Annotated in this window: 18 protein-coding genes; 10 read left to right on the top strand and 8 right to left on the bottom strand. The window is 62.7% G+C overall.

Translation table 11 applies throughout. The annotated features are described in order from the left end of the window. Positions 1-28: 28 nt before the first annotated feature. Positions 29-898 carry a hypothetical protein gene (locus tag ACVWZA_RS02255; protein WP_457309519.1) on the top strand — a complete coding sequence of 290 codons (870 nt, stop codon included), beginning with the start codon at positions 29-31 and terminating at the stop codon, positions 896-898. Between the two features lie 12 nt (positions 899-910). Here ACVWZA_RS02255 and ACVWZA_RS02250 read toward each other — a convergent pair whose 3' ends face one another. The 7 genes from ACVWZA_RS02250 to ACVWZA_RS02220 all read right to left on the bottom strand — a co-directional run bounded on the left by ACVWZA_RS02250 (position 911) and on the right by ACVWZA_RS02220 (position 10,778). Further along, complete coding sequence (locus ACVWZA_RS02250; RefSeq protein ID WP_457309518.1) at positions 911-1,834, bottom strand: hypothetical protein; 924 nt, start codon at positions 1,832-1,834, stop codon at positions 911-913. 59 nt (positions 1,835-1,893) lie between these two features. After that, positions 1,894-2,091 carry a hypothetical protein gene (locus tag ACVWZA_RS02245; protein WP_457309517.1) on the bottom strand — a complete coding sequence of 66 codons (198 nt, stop codon included), beginning with the start codon at positions 2,089-2,091 and terminating at the stop codon, positions 1,894-1,896. 17 nt (positions 2,092-2,108) lie between these two features. Further along, positions 2,109-4,265: an nSTAND3 domain-containing NTPase gene (locus tag ACVWZA_RS02240; protein WP_457309516.1), complete on the bottom strand. Its 2,157-nt coding sequence runs from the start codon at positions 4,263-4,265 to the stop codon at positions 2,109-2,111. 145 nt (positions 4,266-4,410) lie between these two features. Then, positions 4,411-7,044, bottom strand: coding sequence for an AAA family ATPase (locus tag ACVWZA_RS02235; protein WP_457309515.1), 2,634 nt, complete (start codon positions 7,042-7,044; stop codon positions 4,411-4,413). Positions 7,045-7,059: 15 nt separating this feature from the next. Continuing rightward, the gene (locus ACVWZA_RS02230; protein ID WP_457309514.1) at positions 7,060-7,818 is read right to left on the bottom strand and encodes a hypothetical protein; all 759 of its coding nucleotides are present in this window, start codon (positions 7,816-7,818) and stop codon (positions 7,060-7,062) included. Positions 7,819-7,854: 36 nt separating this feature from the next. Beyond that, complete coding sequence (locus ACVWZA_RS02225) at positions 7,855-9,159, bottom strand: PDDEXK nuclease domain-containing protein (protein ID WP_457309513.1); 1,305 nt, start codon at positions 9,157-9,159, stop codon at positions 7,855-7,857. A gap of 83 nt (positions 9,160-9,242) precedes the next feature. Further along, complete coding sequence (locus ACVWZA_RS02220) at positions 9,243-10,778, bottom strand: tyrosine-type recombinase/integrase (RefSeq protein WP_457309512.1); 1,536 nt, start codon at positions 10,776-10,778, stop codon at positions 9,243-9,245. Between the two features lie 536 nt (positions 10,779-11,314). Between ACVWZA_RS02220 and ACVWZA_RS02215 the strand changes: the two genes are divergently transcribed. Both ACVWZA_RS02215 and ACVWZA_RS02210 read left to right on the top strand, forming a co-directional pair. Then, the gene (locus ACVWZA_RS02215; RefSeq protein ID WP_457309511.1) at positions 11,315-13,717 is read left to right on the top strand and encodes a TonB-dependent receptor plug domain-containing protein; all 2,403 of its coding nucleotides are present in this window, start codon (positions 11,315-11,317) and stop codon (positions 13,715-13,717) included. Then, the gene (locus ACVWZA_RS02210) at positions 13,717-14,979 is read left to right on the top strand and encodes an aminotransferase class V-fold PLP-dependent enzyme (RefSeq protein ID WP_457309510.1); all 1,263 of its coding nucleotides are present in this window, start codon (positions 13,717-13,719) and stop codon (positions 14,977-14,979) included. The genes ACVWZA_RS02215 and ACVWZA_RS02210 overlap by 1 nt, the downstream gene beginning before the upstream one ends. 164 nt (positions 14,980-15,143) lie before the next feature. Here ACVWZA_RS02210 and ACVWZA_RS02205 read toward each other — a convergent pair whose 3' ends face one another. Next, positions 15,144-15,707: a methylated-DNA--[protein]-cysteine S-methyltransferase gene (locus ACVWZA_RS02205; RefSeq protein ID WP_457309509.1), complete on the bottom strand. Its 564-nt coding sequence runs from the start codon at positions 15,705-15,707 to the stop codon at positions 15,144-15,146. 470 nt (positions 15,708-16,177) lie between these two features. Between ACVWZA_RS02205 and ACVWZA_RS02200 the strand changes: the two genes are divergently transcribed. Genes ACVWZA_RS02200 through ACVWZA_RS02170 form a run of 7 tightly spaced genes read left to right on the top strand, consistent with a single transcriptional unit; the run spans position 16,178 to position 25,851 of the window. Then, a complete protein-coding gene (locus tag ACVWZA_RS02200; RefSeq protein WP_457309508.1) occupies positions 16,178-18,259 on the top strand; it encodes a multicopper oxidase family protein in 2,082 nt (693 codons plus the stop codon). Beyond that, the gene (locus ACVWZA_RS02195; RefSeq protein WP_457309507.1) at positions 18,246-20,282 is read left to right on the top strand and encodes a tyrosinase family protein; all 2,037 of its coding nucleotides are present in this window, start codon (positions 18,246-18,248) and stop codon (positions 20,280-20,282) included. Before ACVWZA_RS02200 ends, ACVWZA_RS02195 begins: the two co-directional genes overlap by 14 nt. Before the next feature lie 44 nt (positions 20,283-20,326). Then, the gene (locus tag ACVWZA_RS02190) at positions 20,327-22,978 is read left to right on the top strand and encodes a LodA/GoxA family CTQ-dependent oxidase (RefSeq protein ID WP_457309506.1); all 2,652 of its coding nucleotides are present in this window, start codon (positions 20,327-20,329) and stop codon (positions 22,976-22,978) included. 3 nt (positions 22,979-22,981) lie between these two features. Further along, a complete protein-coding gene (locus ACVWZA_RS02185; protein ID WP_457309505.1) occupies positions 22,982-23,398 on the top strand; it encodes a hypothetical protein in 417 nt (138 codons plus the stop codon). Continuing rightward, positions 23,379-24,506: an FAD-dependent oxidoreductase gene (locus tag ACVWZA_RS02180; RefSeq protein ID WP_457309504.1), complete on the top strand. Its 1,128-nt coding sequence runs from the start codon at positions 23,379-23,381 to the stop codon at positions 24,504-24,506. Before ACVWZA_RS02185 ends, ACVWZA_RS02180 begins: the two co-directional genes overlap by 20 nt. Further along, on the top strand, positions 24,503-25,150 hold the full coding sequence (locus tag ACVWZA_RS02175; RefSeq protein WP_457309503.1) for a DJ-1/PfpI family protein: 648 nt from the start codon (positions 24,503-24,505) through the stop codon (positions 25,148-25,150). The genes ACVWZA_RS02180 and ACVWZA_RS02175 overlap by 4 nt, the downstream gene beginning before the upstream one ends. Then, complete coding sequence (locus tag ACVWZA_RS02170; protein WP_457309502.1) at positions 25,147-25,851, top strand: copper chaperone; 705 nt, start codon at positions 25,147-25,149, stop codon at positions 25,849-25,851. The genes ACVWZA_RS02175 and ACVWZA_RS02170 overlap by 4 nt, the downstream gene beginning before the upstream one ends. The last annotated feature ends 7 nt before the right edge of the window (positions 25,852-25,858 follow it).

Genomic DNA, 25,858 nt, shown 5'->3' with positions numbered 1-25,858 from the left:
TTTGTTCGGCAGGAGCTACTTGTAGCGCATGGCAATGTTGCTCGCTGACTCCAACGCACTGCGAAATCCCGATCTCAAGGCCTATCTGAGCGCGTCGCGCGACCATCACATAGCGCTGTCAGATCTTACCCTGATCGAGATGCGGAAAAGGAACGCCCTTTCGACCTCGCGGGAGTCACTCCAGATCACGTCGCAGTTCCCCGTTCAAGTGTTCGTCATGAAGAAGACGTACGAGATCCTGGAATTGAACATAGCCTCTGCCACGGATGTCGATTGGCTGTTCGACTACGAGGCTGGCATAGAGCTCGACCAGATTTCCGCCGATCTTATGACGCTACCATCGCCTGATCGGCTGAAGGCCCGCATAGCGGAACTCGAAGAGGAGGCGGTCAATGTAATCGCCGAGCTAGGGAAGCAGATGGAGGGCCTCGAGGATGCTCTGGTCAGCATGACCAAGGAGTTCACCCAGCCGCAGATAAGGCAACTGCGAACGGGCGAAGGCGTCAGCGACGACACGCAGCAAACGCTTTTTCGGCTGCTGAAAGAGACGACGGCTCGGTTTTTCGTGGATAATCACGCGCCGCTCAAACTGAAGGGCATAAAGGTCACGGAAGCGAGGGGAATGTTCGGATTCCGCTACTCTCTGTGCATGATGATCTACTATATTCTCTGGGTTCAGCAGGGTCGCCAAACCGGCCGGGCCGAGCATCTGCGCGTCAACGACGTCATCGACATGCAGCTCGCTGCGATCAGCACATATCTCAACGGAGTGCTGACTGGAGACAAGCTGGTGTGGGATACGTCTCGAACCGCCCGCGCGATCCTCAGGCGGTATGGCGCTTACGTCGGCGAGGATTGGGTGCTCCCGGCATCGCTCTCGTTCGACCCGTCAGCCTAAGCCTGCGGTCGTTCAGTCAACAACCGGTTTGGCCTTCGGATGCCGGAACATCCGATCGCCGACCAGATCGCCGCCGCCCCAGTTACAAAACGCGTCCAGGCTCTTTGCCAGCGGATGGTCCGCCACGGCGATCGGCCGATTGAGATCCGCATAGAGTTGATCAGGTCCGCGATTGCGGAAATGGTGGTAAAGGCTGTTCGCGAGCACATCGGCCGCCACCACGATAGGATCGGCATCGCTGACGATTTTGAGATCGAGCGATTTTACGCGCGTGGTGATGCGAAGCTCTTCTGGCCAGTAAGTTTCGAAACGCATCTCGCGCTTGATGACTTTGTTCGCGACGGGATCGAATCCGCTGGCGACCGTCTTCCGCGGCGCCGTGTCCAGCAGTTGATCGGCTTCGCGCCGGAAAGACTTCGCGATCGGGGTATCGACGGGATCAGTGCGCGCTTCGATTTCGACCTCGCCTGGGGAGCGTTCCTCGATGAAGGCGACCATATGCCCGTAGAGAGCCCGGAACAGCTCGACATGGAGGGAATCCGGCTTCTCGCGCGGCGCACCGGTCTTCACAAGATTCCCGAGGGCGCGGGCCTGGTCGGCTGCATCTTCGAGCAATCCGATCATCCGGTTGTGATGGGCGTGAAAGCCGGCGACGTGGATGGCGTACCAGAAGCATGGCAGTCGGCACGCTCGGATCGCTTCGTAGAGACCCTCCCGCAAGGACGCCTGCGCGGGCGCCAGCAGATCGGTGATATGGAGCTTGCCATCGGTTCCTCGATGCGGCGCGATCGCCGCCTCCAATGCAGCTTCGGTCTGGGCGAGGATGGACTCCGGCACCAGTAACCCAGCGAATACCCCCACCTGTCCGGAGTATTGCTCATCCTGGTCCGCATAGCCTTTGGCACCGGATTCGTCGCACGCGAGAATGAATTTCATATCCGTCCCAGATTTGGTGCTCGAGGTGAACGCGTCCAATCCGATCATCGGCACCTAACCTAGTGAAGCGTCGTGTCCGATACCAGAGTGAGGGCGACGGCGTTTCTGATGACAAACCATGCCGACAACTGCTCAAGATCCCGAGAGGCCATCAGTTCGTCGATCTTTGCTTGCAGAACGGCGGCTACATCGTCGCCGTGCTTCGCGATCAGCTCGCGCGCGATCTGGAAGGCTCTGGCTTCATCGTCAGGGTCCACGCTCCTCGCCTCCTCCTCTACTCGTCAACGTCGTCGAAAATCGTCGCGAGTTGCGCCAGCGAAGGACTGACAGGGCTGACGGGGCTCGCATGCCGCTCGACAGGCTCATCCTCTTGTTCCTCCAGCTCCGTGATCTTGGCATCGACCCGCTCGATTCCCGCCTGCACGATGGAATGATCTTCGCCGGCAGAGTACATGACGTAGCGCTCCAGGCTCGTTTTCAGATCTTCGAAATGAGCGCGTTCGTCCTCCACTGACCAATCTTCTTCCCAAGACCTGATCACCTCATCGAGATTGCCGACGATCTCGGCTTGGAACCGTTCGCTCAGCGCCTCAACCTCCTGTTTGGTAAGGATCGAAGCAAGATTGGTGTCGCGGAATACCGAACTGTCCACCACATCGATCGTCAGCTCGGCAATCTTATTGGCGGCGGTCAAACGGTCCGCCTCATCAAGCATTCCAACCTCGTTCAGCCGCGCGAGGAGATCCGTGTTGGCATCATATGCCATGGTCGACCCAATTGCTTTGATGAGGGCCGCTACGAGTGTCGGCTCTTGGTCAAGATGCGTTCTCAGGAATGGCCCATCGCAGCGCTTTGCCAAGAAGCGCCGCACGAACCAATCGCTTCGAGATTCGGCAATGCGCGTGCGAACAGAACTGTAGAGCTTCGAAGGTACGCGCACGCTCGCGCCCTGAATCTCGATCGCACCGCAGATCACTTCGTCCAGCAGGCGTTCGATCTTCGCGCCTCCGACGTATAATTCAATCAATTCCGGTGATTCTCCCACCAGCGTGGCGAACGCATCGCTGATCGTCGGATGCTTGTAGATCCAGCGCGGCCCGTCTTCCTGCTGAACGAGCAGGGTCAGGCTGTTGTTCATCGCTTCCAGAGCCCGCCCTATGCTTGGCAGGTTGACACCGAGCAGGCGCTCGACAGTCTCGGACGCCACGGATGGTTCGAGCGGTGACGGTTGGCCGGCCTGACCATGCAAGAAGATCAGTGCCATCGCGGCGCGTGAGTGATCGTCAAGATTCTCAAGCACCTCGCGCAGGAACGGCTCGGGTTTTTCGATGAACTCGATCACGCCGGCCTGATCCAGCCTCAGCGTATTCGTGAAGATTGTCGACCCAAGCCGCCGCGCGGTTTCGGGAAGGAAGCCGGCGTTCGCCGCCGCCGCAGCGAGCAACGGTTTCAATATCGTTCGGGTTTCGGGGGGCTGATCGCCCATCTTGAGGTGGTTGTAGAGGATCTGGGCACGCTCATCGTCCGATAAGCCGTGGACGTTGATGATCACCTGACTCCGCCCCAGCAAGGGGAACTGGCTGATCTTGAGATTGGGGCGCGCCGACTCCCAGATATGGGTACGCGATGTGAATAGAATGCGTGCACCCGCCTTGATCGCCGCCCGGAGCATCAGCAGTTCCTGGTTCCACCCGTCAACGCGCGACTGAAGATACTGGGTGGGTCCAAAGGCATCATCCACCCAGAAGAACTGGTCCGGCTCGTTGGGATTCCAGTGCCGCTTGAATTCCTCCGCCGATGTGACGCGCACGGTACGGCCACACCCATCGTCGAGCGCGCCGACCGCCAATGTCGCGCCGATCGTCGATTTGCCCGATGCCGGATCTCCCAAGAGCAGAACGAACCCGTGACGCGTCAATGCCTCGATACTTCGGCGGTGCGAATCTGTCGTCACGAAGCAGCGCAGGTCATCGCCCATCGCACTTAGGATGTACTGAGCCTGCAGATAGGCCCGCTCATCGATGATCTGCGAGAGATCGCCCAAGCCATAGACGCGCGGCACCATCATCCTCAGGCGTGGACGCTCGCGGATCTGCGCGGTGATCCAGTCACGACCGAATGTTCGGACGGTCCCGGCGCCGGCCGCTTTGAATCGAGCTTCGATCTCGGCGGCGGCAACACCTGACACGCCGTGGTTGGTCAATATAACATAGTCATCCGCTAGCCCGCGGCTGGCCAGTGACTGCACCTTCGAGAGTTCTGCCGTGAGATCCCCGGCGCCCAATGTAGCATCCGGGCGGCTCGTGAACTTACACTGGATCGTCGACCTGCTCCCGTCCGAAACCCCGACGAAAGCGCCGTCACGTCCACCATCGCGAGACGACAAAAATGTCTCCACGGGCTTTCCCAGCACCTCCGTTGCCACCGCCACGGCGAGATCCTGGAAAGCCTTCCAGCCCAGCGTGTGAAGATGATAATCTACGAGCGCCGCTTGCGGAGTAGCAGTAGCGCGAGCGCGTGGCTTCCGCGTCCGGCTCGCCGACCCAGCCGTTCGGATCGAAGCGCGGGGCGTACGACTAGGCAACGGCAGCCTGGCGTTGCCGAATGTCCGCGATCCAACTCGCCAGAGCCTTGATCTCGCGATCGATCGCCGAAGGCGCTGGCAACGCCGGGTTAAGCTCACCAGGCTGACTATGCAGGAGCAGCGAGCATCGGCCGAATGCCTCCCTCATGGCAGTGCAATCGGCCGCGGTCAGGACAGTGAGCTTCAGCAGACCCGTCGTATCGACCTTGCGCGCGAGCCGCTTGATGACGGGACAGACCGCCTCCTCCACGGCTCGTTCCCACGTTGTTCGAATCTGGTCCTGGAACGAAATCACCTCCCGAGACCATTTCGCCTGATCGCCACGCGCATGATGGACCGACACGTTCGCGAGATGATTGCCCATGGCTTCGATCACCTTGTCGAGTGGCATGACATTCGCTGGCGGATCCTGATGGCAAAAGCCGACCGCCTCCTCGCCGCGGCTGATCAGCCGATAGGCGATCAGGGTTTCGGTCCGATCCTTTGTCGCCCGACAGGCCTCCTCCATCAGCAGCAGGAACGCCATGTCGTGTGTAAAGACAATGACCTGCCTCGAGCGGCCCTCCTCTGCGAGCCGCGCAGCGACCTTGTCACGATGAAGATGGTCGAGCGACGACACCGGGTCGTCAAAGACGATGGCCGACTTGGCGTCGATGGTGGCCAATTCTGCAAGGAATGCGGCCAGTGCCACGCACCGGTGTTCGCCCTCGCTGAGCACCTTGCCCACCGGCTCGGATGGCTTGTCGATGAGGCGCACCTGAAAATAGGGCACGCCAGCGTTGGTCTTCGCCTGCTGCAGTTCGATCGCGAGCCCCGCTACACCAAGCTTCTCGACCTCACGGGCAAATCGGCCACGCAGCCGGTTGGTTACCAGTTGGCGCGCGATATCGGCGCTCTGCGTGGTGATCCGGTTAGTCGCGGTATCCTTCGTCGCGCGTACAAGCACCGCGATAGCTTGGAGGCGGACAATATGGGCCAGCACGTCCTCACGCACGATCGACAGCCATTTGCGGTCTGCCAAGCCGTTCATTTCGGTCACCAGCGCCAACCGCTCCGGCGAATCCGTTTCGGACTGCAGCGTCGCTGCACGCTTGGCCAGCTCGTCGCTCACCGCATGAAGCGGCTCAAGTGTCAGCGTCGTTGCTGGCGGCAGCTGGGCGGTTTCCCCGTGCGACGCCTTACGCAACAGTCCCCGCAACCGCCATGCATCGGTGACGGCGGCCCGGCGAACGGCTTCAGCAAGGGTCGTTTGTGCGAGTTCGTCTCGAAGCAGGGTCACCATCGCCCGAACTTTCGACATCGAAATCAGCACGGCGATCGCGGCATTCCTCGTGCGCGCATACGCACCCGCAGCGTCACGCTCTTGCCGCTTGCTCTCGTCCTTGATGAATGCCTCGAAGCTGCCGAGCCGGACCTTGGCCTCGTTATCGAGTTCCTGGTGACAGAGCACGCAGCGCGCGCCATCCTCTGTCACTGGAAACTGCCGTTCGGGGTATACGGACGCCTCCGAAAAGGCGCGGGCCGAATCCCAAAGCGCCCGCCACACATCAGACCCGACGTCGGGCAAGGGCTCTTTCGCGAAGAGGTCAATCGAAGCCGCGCGGGCGGCAGCGCGCGCGGTGACCAGAGACTTCGCCGTTTGTTCGAGAGCGTCCGCTGCCGTGGGCGAGACTGCTTCGGCCTGCGCGTTCAGCTTCGCGACAAATGCGGTGATTGTTGCGTGCATTGCCAGAAGGTGGCGCGCTGCCCTGCCTGGATCATTGCCAAGATCAGCCTGAAGCGCCTGCAAGCGATCCGTCTGTTCGACACCCAATCCCGCAAGGGCATCAATCTGGGCGACCGTGGTCTTCGCGGTAAGGCCGGCCATCAATCGGCCGACTGGGGTCGAGGCTGTGCATCCCGGGTTCGTGATGATCGCCGGTGTTTGCGACTCCAGAGCGGCAATCTCGGCCGAGAGCTTGGACTTCAGATCCTGGCAGGTCTGCGCAAGAGCTGCCAGGACCTTGAGGGGCAGGGGCGTATACGCAAGATCGTTGGTGTTCTCGACATGGACATTGGCCGTGCGGCTATCGAAGATACTGACCGCCGAGAGCAGCGCCTCGGCGCCGCTGCCCTGTGTCCAGCGGGACTCACGTTTCTGTCCGCCCACATGGAAATCGATACTGGCGGCGGGCACACCACTGCTGGCCGCATAGATGTTTGGGAGAATCGTTTCGCCTTTGGGCGAGCGCGCACGGCAGGCTTGTTTCAGAACCCGCGCATAGCCCGATTTTCCAGCGCCATTGTCGCCGTAAATGACAGTCACGCCGGCCTTGTTGAACGTCAGGCGCTCCCCGACGGCAAGCGCGTTGACATGCTCGAGCGCGTAAAGCGCGCTCAAGGAGACGTCGCCTCCGCTGGTGCTGCTGTCCCTGATGTGGGCCGACGTCAGCGGCTGCGCCTCGACGGCCCCTTTGCAGATTTCGAGGAGGGAAGTATGGTCAGTCGGCTCAAGCTTTTCCTGCATACAGAGCCGGCGAAGAGCATCGCGTTGCCAAGCTGGACAGTCGTTCGACCATGTCAGCAGCTCAGCAAAAACCATAGCCTCGCTCGTCGATCCGTCGCTTTGAGAATGTTGGTCGACCACATCGCCCCCCGGCATTTACTGTTGTGTTTGATCCTGTGCGATCGGTGTTCGACTGAACAACCTCCGCCACAGTGGTTTCCAGAAAGGTTCGGACTCAGCGACTGGCTGCGGATTTCGGCGCCGGACAGTCGCCTTGATCCGCTCGAACACCGTCTCGTGAAACCCCATCAGAAACAGTGCCCGCAGCAGGTCTTCCGCGCCGGGCTTAGCCTGAACCGTTTCGGCTTCGCGGCGCGCATAGTCGAGCAACAGCTCGCAGCGCGCGTGCAGATCGGCCACGTCCAGCAAATATTCCTCAAGCGCCGTCTTGAGGATATTTCGGCGACCGGGCGTGCCGGCCGCGGCATTGGCCTGCATCTCGCGGATGCGTCCGGATTGCACCTGCAAGTGCCCGAGAAGGTCGGCGATGACGTCCGCTGTGTCGTTCGCTGCGGCCTCGATCACAGTGGCCAGGGCAGCCGTTTCACCTTGGGGGACCGTGGGGATATCCCATGCGAGTAGCTGGTCCCGGTCGATGTGATTGCCAACGCTCGACAGATAGAGCTGCCGCATTCCCGCGGCGACCTGCCGCGCATAATTCATGATGCTGCTGAGAACGAGCGGCAGCGTCGATCGCGCCGCTGCGTTGCGGCGCTGCAGCCGGTCTTCCTCGATCGCGCGTGTCTGGCGTGTCTGGTGATAGACCAGTCCAGCACCGAGAAGCGCCGCGAGGATCGCAAGGATGCCCGCAATCAGCGTCTGCCAATGATCCGCAAAGCTGATCCAATCATCCATCGGACCGACCCTCCGTGACGATGGACGCTGGTTTGGTCATTCCGCCTCGCCGAGCCTGGTCCGACGGAGCTCAGCGAGCAGCTCCGCGCCACGCTCGGCGGCTTCCCCCGCAGCTATCGGATCGATGTCGTACCCGTGCGCGGCGCGATTCATGGCGTCGATCGCGGGACGGAACGCGGGAAAATCCGCCGGAAGGCGCCCGGTCTCTTGCAGTTCGGCCACCATCGGTCCGATGCTAAGCGGTCTGGAGGAGGTGCCGTCATCGACAAGCCGTCTCAGCTCGCGTTCAATTTCGATACGCAGTTTGACAAGGGACATGAGCGGAAACTCGCGCGCGAATTCTGCCACCGTCGGCAGCTCGGCCTGCAGCCCTTCCGGTAGCGCCGTAGACAGTCGGTATTCCGCCACGCCCATCGGTTTCTGGGAATCACGCAAGGCATACTCGACAATGACTTCGTTCTTGCCCTTGCACAGGATGATGCCGATGCTCGGCGCATCGTCAGCATGGCGGAGCTGCGCATCGACCGCAGAGAGGTAGAAATTCATTTTGCCAGCAAATTCGGGTTTGAAGTCCTCGATCTTCAGCTCGATGATGACGAAGCAGCGCAGCCGCAGGTGATAAAAAAGCAGGTCAAGATAATAGTCTTTGCCGCCGACCTCGAGATGGTACTGGCTGCCGACGAAAGCGAAGCCCTTGCCCAGCTCAAGGACCAGAGCGCGCAGATGATCGATCAACCCGTTTTCGAGCTCTCGCTCCGACATCTCGGTGCCGAGCGCCAGAAAATCGAAGCTGTAAGGATCTTTGACCAGTTCCTGAGCGAGGTCAGACTGCGGTGCCGGCAGCGTTCGCGCGAAATTCGTGAGCGCCTTGCCCTGTCGCCGGAACAGTCCAGTGTCGATCTGATGCGCGAGGACGTTCCGGCTCCAGCCATGCTCGATCGCCTGGCGCGCGTACCAGAGGCGTTCTTCCTCGTCCTTGATCGCCTCGACCAGCTTGATGTTATGGCCCCACGGCAATCGTGCAACGAGCTGTTGCACGATCTCCCGATCGCGATGCGCCTCGGCGAAGGCACGCATATATTTCAGGTTCCGCGAGGACAGCCCCGTCATGTCAGGAAAATCGCGCCGCAGATCCTGTGCCAGCCGGTCGATGACGCGGGTTCCCCAACCCTCCGCGCTCTGTCGCGCGAGGATATCGTCGCCAATGCTCCAATAGAGCAGGATTAGCTCCTGGTTGACGGTAACTGCCGCACGCAGTCGAGCCGTGCGGATCCGTTCCTTCAGCTCGTCCAGCAGCGCCGCATAACCATCCCCACCGAGCGCGGGAACAGAGTGACTCATATATTTGCCTCCTAGCAGGTCGCTTGTGGAAATGCGCGCATCCTGACGCCCCTCTGGCGACGCTGAAGCGGCTAGGCGACGGCTCAAGCGGCGCGGAGCACGAACTCCGCTTCCCCGCGCTGGATCGCGATCCACGCATCCAACGCAACGGCCGAGTAGACGACTCGACGCCCGATCTTTCGAAAGGCGGGACCAGTCCCCATCCAGCGATAGGTTTGCATCGTCCCCACCGTAAAGCCGAGGCGTACCGCCGCTGCGCGGGTGTCGAGCCACTGCGTCCTGATCACGTCGCCGAGCACGGGATCGCCTTTGGGATCGTCCACTGCCGTTTCCCCCGCCCAATATGCTCCGAACGGATCGTCGTTGGCCGTCGGCGCGCTCGTAACCCCCTCCGCGCCATGCTCTTCAAGATGCCTGGCGATCTCGTCGGAGATGCGTTCGGCCGCAGACTTCAGCGGATGGTCCGACAAATGGGTATAACGCTGCGTGGTCTTCGCGCTGCTATGACCGAGCAGGGCGCCGATGATCAGCATGCTGTCGCCGGTCGAGGCGCCGATCGACGCGAAACTATGCCGCAGATCATGAATGCGGACGTCTTCAAGCCGGGCGGTCTTGCGAATGCGCGTCCAAACTGCCTGCAGGTCGGTCACACGGGTGCCGTCCTTCTTGCCAGGCAGCAGATACGGATTGCCCTCGACCGGTGCCAGGGACGCAAGGATCCGGATCGCCGGAGCACCGAGATGGACGACCTTCGCACCCGTCTTGCTGTCGGGAAGCCGCAGGCAGCGATGGAATGTGTCCACATAGCTGCGCTTGAGCTTCAGTATCTCATGCTTCCTACAGCCGGTCAGCACCAGCAGCTTGAGGGCTGCGATCGCATAGGGGCTTTCGACATTGAGCGCCGTGGCTGCGGCCAGCGCCTCGCCAAGGCGCCCAAGCTCGGCCGGAGAAAGAAACCGCTCCATCTTCCTGCTTGGAAACCGCTTCACCCCGATCACCGGGTTTGCAGCTCTCAGCCCGCGCACGACGGCAACGCCCATCATTGCGCTCAGCACCGTGAGAACCTGATTGGCCGCACCTTTACCGCCGCGCACCTGCGAAAGCTTCCGATAGCCCACCTTCGCCTTGCGTGCCGTCTTGCCGCTCGCCACATCGCGCAGCAGTTGCTCGACCTCGACGCGCGTGATTGTCGAAGCCCGGCGCGATCCGAGGAGGGGCTTGATGTGGTTGTCGATATTGTTCCGCGCCGACTTCACCGACGTCTCCTTGGCCGTCGCAAGCGATTCCGTCAGATAGATCTCGCCCAACTCGGCAATCGTCAATTCTTGACGTTCACTGATACGCGCCTGCTGGGGATCGCTCCCGTCTACAATTTTACCTTGCAGGCTGCGCGCTTCCTGTCGCGCCGTCTCCGGCGTCCATGGCGATCCGTGCAACCCGATCTTGAAGCGGCGCTGGCGCCCCTCAAAGCGATATTGCAGTATGTAGGTGATGGTACCCACCGGCGAGATTCGCAGGCCAAAGCCAAGGACTTCATTGTCCCACAAGAAGAGCTCCTTCGGACCGGCCTTGAGGTCGCCGACGAGACGCTTGGTCAATTTTACACGGTGCTCGGACATTGCTACATTTACTCCCGATCCAGCTGCCGCGCCCAATCCCCCGATTCTGGAAACCGATCGGAAGCACGCGGTAGAATATCGACGACACCAATCTCGCATTTTGGCGTAGTCTGCTCAAGAATAAATGGCGGAAATCGTAGGTTTGGATAGTAATGAGTAAGTATAGATGCCACTTGGTAAGGCTGAGGTCGTGAGTTCAATCCTCACCGGCAGCACCATTTTTCTCGTCAGATCAAGCACTGGATGGTTTCCCTTCGGGGAGCCTTCGCCGCGAGAACATCGGCGACAGCGGTCAGCCGCATAGCAACGGGTATTCCGAAGCGCATCATGATCTGCTTTGCCGCGCAGTGCTAGGATCGGGTCAGCGCTCGGCCCGCACAACGCGATGCCCAAGCGCCCGGCCGATGTGTCAGCCACCGACGCACGATGTCCGTACCATGTAACAAAATTGAGCGCCAAACGTCACGGCGCTGAACAATAGAGTGCCTAACAGCCGCCTCGACCTGGCCATCCATTCGGTCAGACGGGAGGGTTTCATGAAGTTCAAGACCAGCAGCGCGGTCATCGCGCTGCAATTCGCCTGCGCACCCGCTTTTGCTCAGACGCAAGTCCAGTCCGGACCGCCATTTTCCGTATCGGAAGCGGCCGCCGATGTGCCGGAGCCGATCGGCGATATCGTCGTGACGGGCACGCGCGACCGGTCACGGACACAGTTCGACACGCTGGCGCCGGTCGACGTGCTGTCGGCGGACGCGGTGCGGTCGAGCGTTTCGGGCGACCTGTCCGACACGCTGGCGCAACTGCTGCCCTCCTTCAACGTCCAGCGCCTGCCCGCCGCCGATGGCCAGGCATTCGTGCGTCCCGCGTCGCTGCGCGGACTGTCGGCTGACCAGACGCTCGTCCTGATAAACGGCAAGCGCTATCACCGCTCCGCGCTGCTCGGCACGCGCGGTGCGCAGGCGCCCGATCTGGCCGGCGTCCCGTCGCTGGCGATCAAGCGGATCGAAGTGCTGCGCGACGGCGCGTCGGCGCAATACGGCTCCGACGCGATCGCCGGCGTGGTCAACATTATCCTCGACGACAGCCCGGGCATGGATGCCTTTGGCCAGTTCTCCCAATATGATCGCGGCGACGGGAAGGAATATCAAGTCGGCGCACGCGGCGGTATCGCTCTGGGCGACCGCGGCATGCTCGTCATCACCGGCGAATATGACCATAGCGAAGCGACATCGCGCACGCGTCAGCGGCCCGATGCCATCAAGTTCCAGGACCTCAACCCGGGGCTCGCGGTGCCCAATCCGGTGCAGCGCTGGGGCCAGCCCGACGAAGAGCGTATCCGCGGTGCCATCGACGCTCATTACGACCTGTCGGATGCGGCAACGCTTTATGCCTTCGGCACCGCACAGCAGGGCGAGGGCGTGACCGATTTCAACTGGCGCAACCCGGCCGGCACGGGCAGCGTGTTCAATACCAGTACCGCTTTTCCCGGCTTTTCCTTCCTCACCCTATATCCAGTCGGCTTCACGCCGCGTTTCAGCACGACGTTCAGCGACTACCAGGCGAATGGCGGCGTGCGCGGGGCGATCGGCGAGCGTTTCACCTATGATATCAGCGCGGCAGCGGGTCGCAGCCGGATCGACTATACGCTGAACGAAAGCCTGAATGCCTCGCTCGGTCCGCTAAGCCCGACCAGCTTCTATCTCGGCCGGCTGGAGCAGCGCGAATTCAACCTGAATGCCGATTTCGTCTATCGCCTGCCGCTCGGCACCGCCGATCCGGTCAATATCGCGTTCGGCGCCGAACGCCGGGTCGAGACTTATCAGGTCTCCGCCGGCGACCCCGCATCCTATGCGGTCGGCCCGGGCGCGGCGACCGGCCTTGCCCCCAATTCGAATGGGTTTCCGGGTTTCAGCCCGGCGGTGGCCGGCACCTTCGGCCAGACCAGCTATGCCGGCTATCTCGACCTGGAGTGGAAGCCGGCCGAAATGCTGACGCTCGGCGCTGCGGGGCGCTACGAGGATTTCTCCGAGTTCGGCAACACGTTCAACTACAAGTTCGCGGCGCGCATCGAGCCGATCAAGGGGATCGCGGCGCGTGCGACCTATTCGACCGGCTTCCGCGCGCCCACGCCCGCGCAGCTCAACACGTCGCAAACCACCCAGGGTCTCAACACAAGCACCCTGGAAATCTTCACGCAGGGCCGGTTGTCACCAAGCGATCCACTGGCCGTTGCCCTCCAGGCCAAACCGCTCACGCCCGAGACGTCGCGTACGGCGACGACGGGCCTGACTTTCCAGAGCCGCTTTGGTCTTAGCGGCAGCATCGATCTGTACCAGATCGACGTCAGTGATCGCTTCAGCCAGTCGCAGGCATTCCCGCCGCCGAATGACGTCCCCAATCCGCAGCGCTTCACCACGATCAGCTTCTTCACCAATGATTTCGACACGCGCACGCGCGGGATCGACGCTATCCTGTCCTATGCCCACCGGGCCGGTCCGGGGCGAGCGAGCCTGAGCCTTGCCTATAATTACAACCAGACCAAAGTGAGGAGCGGCATTTCCGCAGCGATTCCCAACAATACACAGCGCCGCGTCTTCGAGGAACGCCTGCCGCAACATAATGGCACCGCATCGATCGGCTATGATATTGGCCCGGTCTCGCTACTGGCACGCGGGCGCTATTATGGGGCGTGGACCGATATCGCCGCCAACGGCTCCGCCCAGTTGTTCCAGCGTTTCGGATCGATCGCCCTGTTCGACGTGTCGGCGCGCTATGCCGTGACCGAGCATTTCTCGGTACGGGTCGGGGCGGAGAATGTGTTCAACACTTATCCCGACGAAGCGACCAACCAAGCGGTGCGCGGTCTGATCTATTCGCGCAACGCGCCATACGATACCGATGGCGGGCAATATTATGTCCGGCTGGGAGTGACCTTTTGATGGCAACCGGTTTTCCGATCGACCGGCGTGCGTTATTGGCGGGTGCGGTGGCGTTGCCCGTCGCCGCGCACGCCGGGGCGCTACCTGGGGCGAGCGGTGACGATGATGCCTTTTGGCGCAATGTTGCGGCACAGTATGACGTGACGCGCGAGGTCATCCAGCTCGAAAACGGCAATTGGGGCATGATGGCCCGGCCGGTGCTGCGCGCCTATGAACAAGCGGTCGAACGAGTCAATCGCGACACCAGCTACTATGCCCGGCGCGGCATGGTGCGTGACGTGATCGCCGCGCGCGACGGGCTGGCCGCCACGCTTGGCGTGCCCGCCGAGGAAGTCGCCTTCACCCGCAACGCGACCGAAGCGCTGAAGACGCTGATTCTCGGCTATAACCGGCTCAAGACCGGCGATGCGGTGCTCTATGCCGATCTCGATTATGACAGCATGCAGGCATGCATGGAGAGCCTGGCCGCGCGGCGCGGTGTCGCGGTGGTGCGGATCGCACTGCCCGAACCGGCCACGCGGCAATCGATCATCGATGCCTATGCCGCGGCGATTAATGCCAATCCCCGGCTCAGACTGATGCTGCTGACGCATCTCAGCCATCGCACCGGTCTGGTCGTGCCGGTGCGCGAGATCGCGGCGATGGCGCGGGCGCGCGGGATCGATACGATCGTCGACGCCGCACATAGCTGGGGTCAGCTCGATTTCGCGCTGGTCGATCTCGATTGCGATTTTGTCGGGCTGAATTGCCACAAATGGCTCGGCGCGCCGCTTGGCGTCGGCGCGCTGCATATCCGCAAGCGCGCTCTAGCGGCGATCGATCGCGATCCGGCCAACGACGCCTCTGATCGCGACACGGTTCAGGCACGCGTCCATACCGGCACGCTGGATTTTGCCGCGCAGCTGACCGTGCCCGCCGCGATCGCCTTTCAGCAAGCCATCGGTACCAAACGTCGCGCCGACCGGCTGAGCATGCTGCGCAACCGGTGGGTCGCCCGTGCGCGGCAAATCCCGGGGATCGAGGTACTGACGCCCGAGGACCCGGCGTTGCACGGCGGGATCACTGCGTTCCGGGTCGCGGGCAAGACGAGCGTCGCCGACAATATCGCTTTGGCCGCGACGTTGCTCGAACGGCACCGCATCTTCACCGTACACCGTGTCGGACCGGCCAAGGGCGCCTGTGTCCGCGTGACGCCCGCTCTGTTCAACACCATGGCGGACATGGACGCGCTCGCCAGCGCCTTGCCGGACCTGGGCGGGTAGCGCAGGTACAATAATCCCCGGCATCCGCCGACAGGCATCGAGCCATGCGTCGCAGCAGGTCAGTCGCACTCGAACCGCGAATTTTACGGTATCCGGACGGACAATTAAGGCGCCTTCGGCAATGTGTCGATGATCACCTGCCGCGGCTGATCGCCGTCGTTTGGCTAAAAGGCGAATCCAGCCTGAGCAGCCTTGGGCGGTGATAGGTCGATGCCTTCGATTGCCAGCATCTTCATCTTCGCGTCCGACCCACCGGGCGCGGAGAAACCGCCGACCTTGCCGCCCGCCGCGAGGACGCGGTGACAGGGGATGATCAGGGGAACGGGATTGGCGGCCATCGCCTGACCGACATCGCGCGCCACCTCCGGTCCCTCGCCCAACTGCTTTGCGACGCCGCCATAGGTCGTCGTCTCGCCCCAGCCGAGCCGCCGAACCGCCGCATAGATGTCGGCGAAGAGCGGCGCCTGATCGCCGAGATCGACCGGCACGCCGGAGAAATCGGTTTCCTCGCCGTCGAAATAACGCTGAGCGGCGGAAATCGTATTGGCGACCGCAGTCGGAGGATCGGCGGCAACGGCATGCGGTAGTCGCTTCAATAACGAGCGCTCGGTCGCCTCGTGTGAACTCGCGGGCAGGCGAAAAGCGGTGATGCCGGTCGAATGCCAGGCGATCGCGGCAAAACCGTTCGCGGTCTCGAAGATACTGTAGCTTTGCGGGGTTTGCCCCATATCGCACTCCTGTGTCTTGCTCCTGCGAGATCGGCCGATACGACGCTGTTTTCAATCCGAATGTTGCGGTCAACGCTGTGGGCGTCGCACCGAAAAAGCTCGCCAAGGCGGTGGAAGGCGGGACGGCGATCGCGCGGGGCTTGCATGGATCGCCTCGATGCCGAATCCTCCTGGATTCGCGATAATCAGTCGAAGACAGCCGCGGCAACAATCGACCAAGTTATCGCGCCGAGTTTTGTTAACAGTCTCGAAACCGTCATAGAACCAAAACGGCTCATTCTTGCGCGTCACTATGACGCGGTAAGGTAGAGTTGAAACTATCGGCCCTAATAGCTGCCGAAACGGCAGTGATGGTGCCATCAATAGCCAAAATGGTCCCAATTCTCTCCTGCCAAGCACTCGACATCATCGATTCTTCGGAGGACAAGTTACACGTCGCACCGAACCGCGTGAAGACCTGAGGGGGGATCATGCTGCATCTCGATACCAAACTAGCCCGCACTAGCCTGTCTGTTTTGGCGATCGCGCTGACGATCGGATCCCCAAGCCTTGCCGCCGCCCAGGAGGGCGGGCGCATGGTGGAAAATCCACGCACGCTGGGCGATTCGAACCAGCCCGCGTCGAAGATGCTGCTCAGCGCCGTTCCGGGCACCGGCAGCACCCGCCCGGCGCCAAGCCCGACGGTCAGGGAGCGCGTGCTCAACCTGAACGTGGTGATGACCGACGGCCAGCTCTACAATCCGGCCACCGGATTGAACGACAAGGTGCGGCTGCGCAGCTATAACGGCACCGACGTCGATCCGACCAAACCCTATGTCTCGCCGACGATCGAAATCCGGCCGGGCGAGACGATCCGGGTCAATCTCGACAACCAACTGCCCGCCGATCCGGGCTGCGCGATGTCCGATCACATGCCGGACAAGCCGCATTGCTTCAACGGCACCAATCTGCACACCCATGGCCTGTGGGTGAACCCGGCCGGCAATGGCGACAATGTGCTGCTGTCGATCAATCCGGGCGTGAAATTCCAATATGAATATAATATCCCGGGCGAGCATCCGTCGGGCACGTTCTGGTATCATACCCACCGCCACGGATCGACCGCGCTGCAAGTGTCGAGCGGCATGGCCGGGGCGCTGATCATCCGGGGCGACCGGTTGCCGACGCTGCAAAGCAATGGCGATCTCGATACGATCGTCGCAGGCATGCCCGAGCGCATCCTGGTGATGCAGCAGATCCAGTACGCCTGCCGCACCGCGCCCTCGCCGGGTCATCCGCACGGCACGATCAAGCAGACCATCAAGGGCCGCTATCTGTGCGATCCGGGCGATGTCGGGGTGATCGAGGATTATGATCAGTTCGGCCCCGGCACCTGGCCGTCATCGGGCCGCTACACCTCGATCAACGGCGAAATCCTGCCCAGTTTCAACGCGGTGCAGGGCCAGGTCGAGCGCTGGCGCATGATCCATGCCGGGGTTCGCGACACGATCAGCCTGCAATTCTTCAAGGCGAAGCCGGGCAAGCTGGTGAAGAAGCTGCAGCTGATCAAATCGCCCGAGGATGAGGAAAAGGCGATCCGCGACAATTGCGGCACCGAGGCCCTGCCCTATTCGGTCGTCGCTGCCGACGGTCTGACCATGGCGGCGGGGCAGCAGACCAAGCTCACCACGTTCCAGCCCGGCTATCGCTACGATGCGCTGGTCGTGTTCCCCGACACCGCCGGCTATTGCGTGATCGATTCGGCGGCGCCCAAATCGGGCACGGTCAACGCGCTCGCGGTCAGCCGCCAGCTGCTTGGTTTCGTCAGGGTCGCACCGGGCACCAAGGTGACTGGCAATCTTGCCGACTATGTCACCGACGCACTGGTCCAGACCGCGACCAAGGTGATTCCGGCCGATGTCCAGCCGTCGGTCATCGCCGATCTCAAGGCCGGAATGAAGTTGACGCGCTTCGTGCCGCATCCGACGATCGAAGCAGGTGAAGTAACCGGCACGCAGGAACTGACCTTCTTCATCGATACCAAGACCGCCGACACCAAGTTCGAGGTCGGCAACACATTGGTCACGGCGGACGCGAAATCCTATGATCCCAACCGGCTCGACCGCGCGCTGAAGCTCGGCGGGGTCGACGAATGGACCCTGCAGTCGCATTTCGTCAGCCACCCGTTCCACATCCACGTCAATCCGTTCCAGATCGTCTCGATCATCGATCCCGATGGCAAGGATGTCAGCGCGATCGGATCGGCCGATGACGCCGGCGGCGATATCGACCCGCAATATGCCGGGCTGAAGGGCGTGTGGAAGGACACGCTATGGATCAAGAGCCTGATCGGCGGGACGAGCCTGCCGGAGGGTTTTTCCGGCATCTACACGATCAAGGTCCGCACCCGCTACGAGCGCTATATCGGCGAATTCGTGCTGCATTGTCACATCCTCGACCATGAGGATCAGGGCATGATGCAGAATGTCGCGGTTGTCCTGCCCGACGGTAATGTCGGCGCGCCGCCGGTGGCGCCACAGCAGCTGCAGGGCAATGCGCATGGCAACCACTAAAGCGCCCAAGCCGCCGAAACCGCCCAAAGCGCCCGCGCGCGCGGTGTTCGGCTATGCCGATGTGCAGACGATCCTGCGCGATGCGGGCGGGACGGGGTCCGGGGCGCTCGGCGCCTTCTGGGAATTGCCCTTACCGCAATTCCTCGTCCTCAGCGTGATGGGTGTGACGCTTATCGAACCGCAGGCCAGCGGCAGTTGCTGCGGAAAGGGCGGCGTATCGGATCGCGGTGCGCAATCCGGGCTGGTCCGCGGCCTGCGTGGCCAGTCGCCATACGACGGCGCACAATTCCCGCGCCTGCCCTGGGGCGGGGCGGCTGTGGCGGCGGCCGATATCGACCGGATCGAGGCGTGGATCGACGAGGGTTGCCCGGGGGCGCTGCTCGATACGCTGGCCATTGCCGGTGAAGTCAGCGTGCCCGGCGAAACCCGGGTCGAGGTGAGCGGCCTGTCCGGACCGGTGTTCGCACCGACCAGCGATCCCGGCGCCTACGCCTATGCCAAGGGCGAATTGCGTCAGCGCATGGACGTCGATGCGATGAGCGAGCCGCAGAAAGAGCGGCTGCGCTGCGCGTTTCGCGAACTCTACACGCTCAACAAATGGGTCGGCGACAAGCGCAGCTACAACAACCTCGCGCTGATCCATCAGAATCACTGTCAGCATGGCTGGGAGCGCTTCCTGCCCTGGCACCGCGTCTATCTCTATGAATTCGAACAAGCGCTGCAGGATCATTGTCCCGATGTGACGATGCCTTGGTGGGATTTTCCCGCGCCGCGCTATAATCCCGACGACCCGTCGAAGGGCGCGATCCTGCCCGAGGCGTTCAAGGCGTTCCTGACCGAAGCTTCGCTGCGCACGCTCGCCGGCCAGGGATTTCCGGTCAAGAAGCTGCAGCCCATCGTCGGGGTGCATTATGCGACGCTGAGCAAATTCCTTGCCGTGGTCGGCGCGGCGATCGGCGGCGATTATATCCAGGGCACTTATCGCGAACGGCTGATCGATGCCCTGCTCGAGGCCAATTCGCTTTGGTATCCGCTACGCTATTCGGGCGAATTCGGCCCCAACCAGACGATCAATACCCGGATTCACTACCATTATCCGCGGCCGGAAGACATTGACGAGATCATGGCCTTGCGCACCTTCCGCGATTTCGGCGGGGGCAGCCTATATGTCGACAGTTTCGGCTTTCTTGACCAGAATCCGCATAATACGATGCATATCTGGAGCGGCGGCATCAATCCGGCCTTCAATGCGGCAACGCCGCTCGACCGCAATCGCGCGGTGCAAGTGGCGGGCCGCAAATTCCACCAGCGCGAGGATCTGTACAGCGAACCGCAATTTGGCGACATGTTCAGCAACCTGACCGCGTCCTACGACCCGATCTTCTGGCCGATCCACGCCAATATCGACCGGTTGTGGCACAATTGGCAGCAGGAACATCCCGACGGACTGCCCGCCGATCTCGATTCGCCGCTGACGCCGTGGAGCTACGCCACGCGCGACACGCTCGACATGCATCGCTTCGGTTACGAATATGTCCGTGGTGGCAGCATGATCCCTGTCGGGCTGACCAATCCCGTCGGCCGGTTCGTGTCCGCGCCGCTGCCGGTGTCCGACGCGGTGTACAAGGGCTTCCGTTCGGCCGAGGTTCGGTTGCACCGCGTGCCGCAATTGCCGCGATCCTGCTTCATCCGGGTGTTCCTCAACACGCCCGATGCCGATGCGTCGACCCCACTGACCAGCGAAGGCTATGCCGGCTATGCGGCGGTGTTCGGGCACGGCGAATGCTATGGCGGCCCCGGTCATTGCGAACTGCCACCGGCGGACAATCGCAAGTTCGACCGGCGCGAGCGCAGCATGAACACGCCGCGCAACCACCGCATCGACGTGACACGCTGCGTGAAGAAGCTGCTCGCTACGGGGGCGAAGACGCTGACCGTCAGCCTGGTCGTGATCGGTGCCTCGTACGAGGAGGATCGCGAGTTGCTGCGGCTCGACGGGGTGTCGCTCAACTTTCTCGATTGAAGCAGCAGGGGGCGCCAATCGGGCGCCGGCCAAAGGGGAATTCTATGGCGTCGCCACCGGTATATCGTATCCATCCCGCGATCGGCATCGCCCGGCTGGGCGACAGCCCCGACGATTTCTGCATCACACCCGAAGGCCCGGCACAACTGCCGATCGAATGCGATTCGATGGGCAATCCGGCCAAGGGCAACAAGCCGGTCAAGACGTTCAAGGACAGCAAGGGCCGGATCAAGCGCCAGGCCGCGCGCTTCCAGATCTATGTCTATGACGAGGAACATCCGGATGGCCGCCGGCTCAAGCTCAACGAGGCGATCGAAGGCGGCGGCAACCAAGGGACATTGGTCGACATTCAGTGGCGCGTGCAGCTCGCCAACAAAAAGGCCGCCTGGTACACATTTGACGGCCTGCGCGGCGAGGTCGGTTATCCGAATGGCGCCCCCTTACGCAATCCGACGATCACCGATCCGCAGGAGCGGCAAAAGCTGATTATCGATCCCGGTCCGCAGACCGTCGATCACAAGACAAGGCGCAAGGCGAGCTTCAGCCGCAACGGCAATCCCGCCTATGCGGCCAATTTCCCGCCGACCGGCATGCAGCCGCGCGACATCGATACGCTTGGCGATTTGATCACCGACGATGACGGCCGGCTGCTGGTGCTCGCCGGGCACGGCAATAGCGGCTCGTTCGCGTCGGGCTTCGGCCATCCGCGCATCGACACCTATGCCAATAGCGACAGCTGGTTCGACGACATCTCCGACGGGCCGGTGATGGCTCGCCTCGTGATGCAGGCCGAGAATGTCGGCCAGCTGCGGTATGTCGATGTCGAATATCCCGCCTGGGTTCTCGCCGGCTATCCGCGTTATGCTCCGCAAGTCCTCGACATGATCACGTTGGAAGACGTGGTCGAGGATATGTCGATCCGTGAATTCGCCTATCGCACCGAAATGTACGGCACCGCCGGCACATTTGCCGCGCCGCAGAAGATCGATCCGGAAGACACGCCGGCCTTGCTCCATTGGAAAGCCGGGCCGGTGCAATGGAATCCGGATTATCGCCCATGGTTCTGGCGCGACATCTGGCCGATCCTGTTTCGCGCCGACGAATTCTCCTATTTCGCGTCGATCCTGCAGCTGTCGAATTTCCCGCACAACCAGTCGAGCCGGGGCACGTTCGATCCCTACCGACTGTGCATTCCGCCAAAGATGGCGCCACGCACGCTCGCCCGGAAACTGGCAGCGGCGGTCGATGCGCATCGCTCGGGCAAGCTGCTCGAAACGGCGCTCGAGCCGAGCCTGATGCAGCTCGATGCGACTCAGGCGCCGGGTGCGGCGGGGGCGATCGATATCGCGTCCGGCCCGCTCAAGGCAGCGGCGGCGGCATTCACCGCCGTCATATGTCCCCCGCTCGACGGCGAGACGCCCGAGGCCTTTGCCGCGCGCTGGCATCTGATCCAGACCGATAACGAGGCCGCGCCTTCGCCAGATTATGCCGCCGCGCATGCTGCATGGGGCGAAGCGGTCGATGCGGCGATCGCGGCGGTCGCGGCGGTGGTGTCGCCAAAGCTGAAGCCACTGCTGAAGCTGGCGCGCGGATCGTCGCGACAGGAACCGGACGCGCCGGACCGCACGCAGAATCCCGACGAACCGATCGAGTCGGTGCTGCGCCGGCTCGCCTTCGATTATCGCGCGGGAATCCTGCTCGATCAGGCACTCGATACCGCGCGGGCCGAGGCGACGACCGATCCCGGCCGTACCTATCGCCAATATCTGTTCGACCTGCTGCGCAAGCCGGGCGAGGAAAACAGCTTCCGCCTCGGCAGCAACCCGGCGACGCGAACCTATCATTTGCCGCTGATGCCGCTGCTCGCCGGCGACAACCCGATCACCAACAAGACAGTAAGCAAGTTCCTGCGGCTGACCGACACGCAGCTCTTCATGCTGCGGCAATGGGCCAAGGGACTGTTCATCGACGAAGTCGCGGCGGGTTTCGTACCCGATACGATCGATCCGTGGCAGCCGTACAAGGACTGGACGGCGACGACCGGGCGCGAGCTTGATCGCGGCATATTGTCCAATGGCCTTGGCGGCGCATTCTGCCCCGGTGGTGAGGTGACCTGGATCATCCGCAATCCGGCGATCTGGCGTGCGCCATACCGGATCAAGGCCGATCCCGAATGGTATCAGTTCCAGCTCACCGCCGCGCAGCAGAACGCCAATCGCTGGGGCGCGGGCGTCGGTGAGGAAGGTTATGTTTCCTACATCAACGATCCGCTGTCGCAGGGCAGCGATTTCACCGTCGGGCTGCAGCCGGGCGACATGACCAAGCTGTCGGGCCTGCCATGGCAGGCGGATTTCAACGAATGCTCCACGCAGATGATCGACGTCACCTATGAGGAGTGGAATCAGCTCAGTCCGGACAGCATCGGCGACAGCCTGATGACGCAGGAACAGCGTGTGTGGGAAACTTTGTGGTGGCCTGCGCACCGGCCGATGCAAGTCTATGTCCCGGCGGTCGTGGACGGCAAACCGACACTGCAGTTCCGCGCATGGGCACGCGGCATTCCGCAGACTTTGGCCGGCGACCTGAAGATGGTCACCGAATGGTCGAAACTCGGCTTCGTCGTGCGCAATCCACAAGCCGCCACCGGCCCCTCGCCCGACCAGAAATATATCAGCATCGAAGATTCGGGAGACTAAGCCATGACCAATCCATTCATTGGCAGCTGGACCTATCGCAGCCTGCTCAACGACCCAGATGTCGATACCGCGTTCAACGACCTGGAATTCGGGCTCGGCACGCTGGTCATCATCGAGACCGCGCCGGCCGAATTGGGCGGCACGATCGGCGGACCGGGCTGGTCGCTCGACCTGCGCGGCAGTTTCGAATTCGGATCGCCGATGGCGGTGCGCTTCCAGGGCAAGGGCGTGGTCGGCGGCGAGCAATGGATCTACGATTATATCGGCTGGCTGGTGCCAGTCTGGCCAAGCAGCACGGATGAGTTGCAGACCGCCGCGTTCGTCGGATCGGTGACGCGCACGATCCCGCATTCGAGCAGCGGCGGCGGCACCTCTCCGGCGGGCGTGGTCGCGTCCTTCTATGCCACCCGCCAGGGCTGAGATCGCGGTCATCGGCGGCGGCCCCGCCGGGGTGGGCGCCGCGCTGACCTTGCGCCGTCATGCACCGGGGTTAGCCGTGCGGCTGATCGAGGCGGGCGACTATCGAGCGCCACGACCGGGCGAGGTGCTGCCTGCCGTGGCGCGCGGCCTGCTCGAACAACTTGGCGTCATGGCAGCATTCGAGCGCGAGCGCTTCTTCGCAGGACGCGCGCTCGCTTCGGCGTGGATGGGTGATGACCTGGACGAGCGTCACAGCATCTTTTCCGCGCAAGGCCCCGGCTGGCATCTCGATCGGGCACGGTTCGACCGGATGCTCGCCGATGCCGCCATGGCGGCGGGCGTCGCGCTCTCGACCGGCAGCGCGGTGCGATCGGCCGCACCGGACGGCGAAGGCTGGCGGCTGACACTCGCCGATGGCAATCAGGTCGTCGCCCAGGCGGTGATCTGGGCGACCGGGCGAAGCTGGCGGTTGGCGCGGCCGTTCGGCGCGAAGGTGCGTGTGCATGGCGACCTGGTCGCACATAGTCGCTTCGTCGAAGGCGTGGCCGGGGATAACCGGACGGTGATCGAGGCGCGGCCGGAGGGCTGGTGGTACAGCGCGGACTTGCCCGGCGATCGCCGCATCGTCGCGTGCATGACCGACCCCGATCTTGGCGAGGCGCTCGCGCTTCGCACCGAACAGGGCTGGCGACGCGCACTGGATGCCACGCGCCATATACGCGCGCTCGTGCCGATCGATGCGCGGATCGGTGACGCGCGGGTGCGCTCAGCCGGCACCGGGACGGCCGAACCCGCCGCCGGGCGACGCTGGATCGCGGCGGGAGACACGCTGTTCGCCGCCGATCCGCTATCGTCGCGCGGCATCGTCCATGCGCTGCGCTCGGGTATCCTGGCCGCCTATGCCGCATCCGACATGGTCCATGGTGGTGACGTGCAGGGCCGGCAGGACGAAATCCGACGACGTTACGCGATGATCAGGGCGCATGGCTTCGAAGATTACACGCGTGCGCTGGCCGACCATTACGCAAACGGGTCGCGCTGGCCGGACGCGCCATTCTGGCAACGGCGCTCTCCCTTAGGCCAACTAAGGATCGGAGCGGCGCGATGATCATCGGTATCCCGGTATATGACGATGTCGACATGCTCGACGTGGCCGGACCGTATGAGATGTTCCGCTGGGCCGATATCGAGGTCGACCTGCTCGCCGTGAAGCGTGGCATGGTTCGGTTTCGCGATGGTTTCGAGTTCCGCGTCGAGCGGAGTTTCAATCAGGCGCGCCACTATGACGCGCTCTGGGTGCCCGGCGGCGACCCCAATGCGCTGTCGCAACTGATTCACGATCCGAAACGCGTCTATCTCGATTTCCTCATCAAGCAGGCGGCGATGACGCCGATGGTCGCGTCGGTGTGCGAAGGGGCGCTGCTGCTTGCCGCCGCCGGGCTGCTCGACGGCTATAAGGCGACGACGCACTGGGCGTTCATTCCGTGCCTGAAGGCGTACAAGCATGTCCGCGTGGTGCGGGGGCATCCGCGTTTCCATCTCGACCGCGACCGGCTGACCGGGGGCGGCATTTCCTCCGGGCTGGACGAAGCGCTGAAGCTGATCAAATTGCTGAAAGGCGGCAAGGTCGCGCGCGACGTTCAACGGACGACGCAATATTATCCCGACCCGCCGGTCAGCAGCAAACTCCCGGCCGCCAAAACCTGTCCCATGCCGCCCTGGCCACCGGCCGCAGCGCAAACATCGTCATGATCGGGCAGGCCGCCCGGCGCTGGCGTCATTGGCCGCTGGTCGCGCCGAGCCTGTTTGCCTGGGCCCTGCTGCTGTCGTGGAGCATCATCCCGATCCTGCCCGATCTATGCGGCCCGGGCGGGCATTTCTGGACCACGGTCCCGGCCAGTTTCGCCATCGCACTGCGCATCAATGCGCTACCGCCGCTGTTCCTATCCTGGCTGGTGATGCTGTGCGCGATGATGCTGCCGTTGCTCCATACGCCGCTGGCGCAGGTTCGCGCCGGCAGTGGTGCGCGTCGTCGCGATGCCGCGGTCGCGGCCTTTCTGATCGCTTACGTCGCCGTCTGGATTGCGGCGATCGTCGTCCTCGTCGCTCTGGCGTCATTGTTGCGGCTGACGACCGCCTCGTCGGTGCTGGCCGGCCCGCTGATCGCGCTTGGTGTAGCGGCGGCGTGGCAGGCAATGCCGATCAAGCAGCGCTGCCTGTACCGCTGCGGCGTTGCGCCGATGCCCCGATCCGGCTTCGTACATGAACTGAACGCGGCACGTCATGGCGTCATGGTCGGCGCCGCGTGCGTGGGATCGTGCTGGGCGCTGATGGCGCTGCCGTTCTTCTTCACAGGTGCGCCGCACATCCTGGTGATGGCGGCAGTCGCGCTGATCATGCTTTATGAGCGTTATGGTCGGCCGGAAGCGCATCGCGCGGCCGGACAAGGGTAACTCCTGT

Source organism: Sphingomonas sp. UYAg733, assembly GCF_054057355.1.
Note: the sequence above shows the minus strand (reverse complement) of the source record. Positions and strands in the feature narration are given on the sequence as shown.

Bases quoted from the DNA above. Each gene is read 5' to 3' on its own strand.
- ACVWZA_RS02185 (WP_457309505.1), top strand. From the start codon at position 22,982: ATGACCAATCCATTCATTGGCAGCTGGACCTATCGCAGCCTGCTCAAC.
- ACVWZA_RS02250 (WP_457309518.1), bottom strand. From the start codon at position 1,834: ATGAAATTCATTCTCGCGTGCGACGAATCCGGTGCCAAAGGCTATGCG.
- ACVWZA_RS02180 (WP_457309504.1), top strand. From the start codon at position 23,379: ATGCCACCCGCCAGGGCTGAGATCGCGGTCATCGGCGGCGGCCCCGCC.
- ACVWZA_RS02255 (WP_457309519.1), top strand. From the start codon at position 29: ATGGCAATGTTGCTCGCTGACTCCAACGCACTGCGAAATCCCGATCTC.
- ACVWZA_RS02175 (WP_457309503.1), top strand. From the start codon at position 24,503: ATGATCATCGGTATCCCGGTATATGACGATGTCGACATGCTCGACGTG.
- ACVWZA_RS02210 (WP_457309510.1), top strand. From the start codon at position 13,717: ATGGCAACCGGTTTTCCGATCGACCGGCGTGCGTTATTGGCGGGTGCG.
- ACVWZA_RS02190 (WP_457309506.1), top strand. From the start codon at position 20,327: ATGGCGTCGCCACCGGTATATCGTATCCATCCCGCGATCGGCATCGCC.
- ACVWZA_RS02230 (WP_457309514.1), bottom strand. From the start codon at position 7,818: ATGGATGATTGGATCAGCTTTGCGGATCATTGGCAGACGCTGATTGCG.
- ACVWZA_RS02225 (WP_457309513.1), bottom strand. From the start codon at position 9,159: ATGAGTCACTCTGTTCCCGCGCTCGGTGGGGATGGTTATGCGGCGCTG.
- ACVWZA_RS02200 (WP_457309508.1), top strand. From the start codon at position 16,178: ATGCTGCATCTCGATACCAAACTAGCCCGCACTAGCCTGTCTGTTTTG.
- ACVWZA_RS02195 (WP_457309507.1), top strand. From the start codon at position 18,246: ATGGCAACCACTAAAGCGCCCAAGCCGCCGAAACCGCCCAAAGCGCCC.
- ACVWZA_RS02220 (WP_457309512.1), bottom strand. From the start codon at position 10,778: ATGTCCGAGCACCGTGTAAAATTGACCAAGCGTCTCGTCGGCGACCTC.
- ACVWZA_RS02170 (WP_457309502.1), top strand. From the start codon at position 25,147: ATGATCGGGCAGGCCGCCCGGCGCTGGCGTCATTGGCCGCTGGTCGCG.
- ACVWZA_RS02215 (WP_457309511.1), top strand. From the start codon at position 11,315: ATGAAGTTCAAGACCAGCAGCGCGGTCATCGCGCTGCAATTCGCCTGC.
- ACVWZA_RS02205 (WP_457309509.1), bottom strand. From the start codon at position 15,707: ATGGGGCAAACCCCGCAAAGCTACAGTATCTTCGAGACCGCGAACGGT.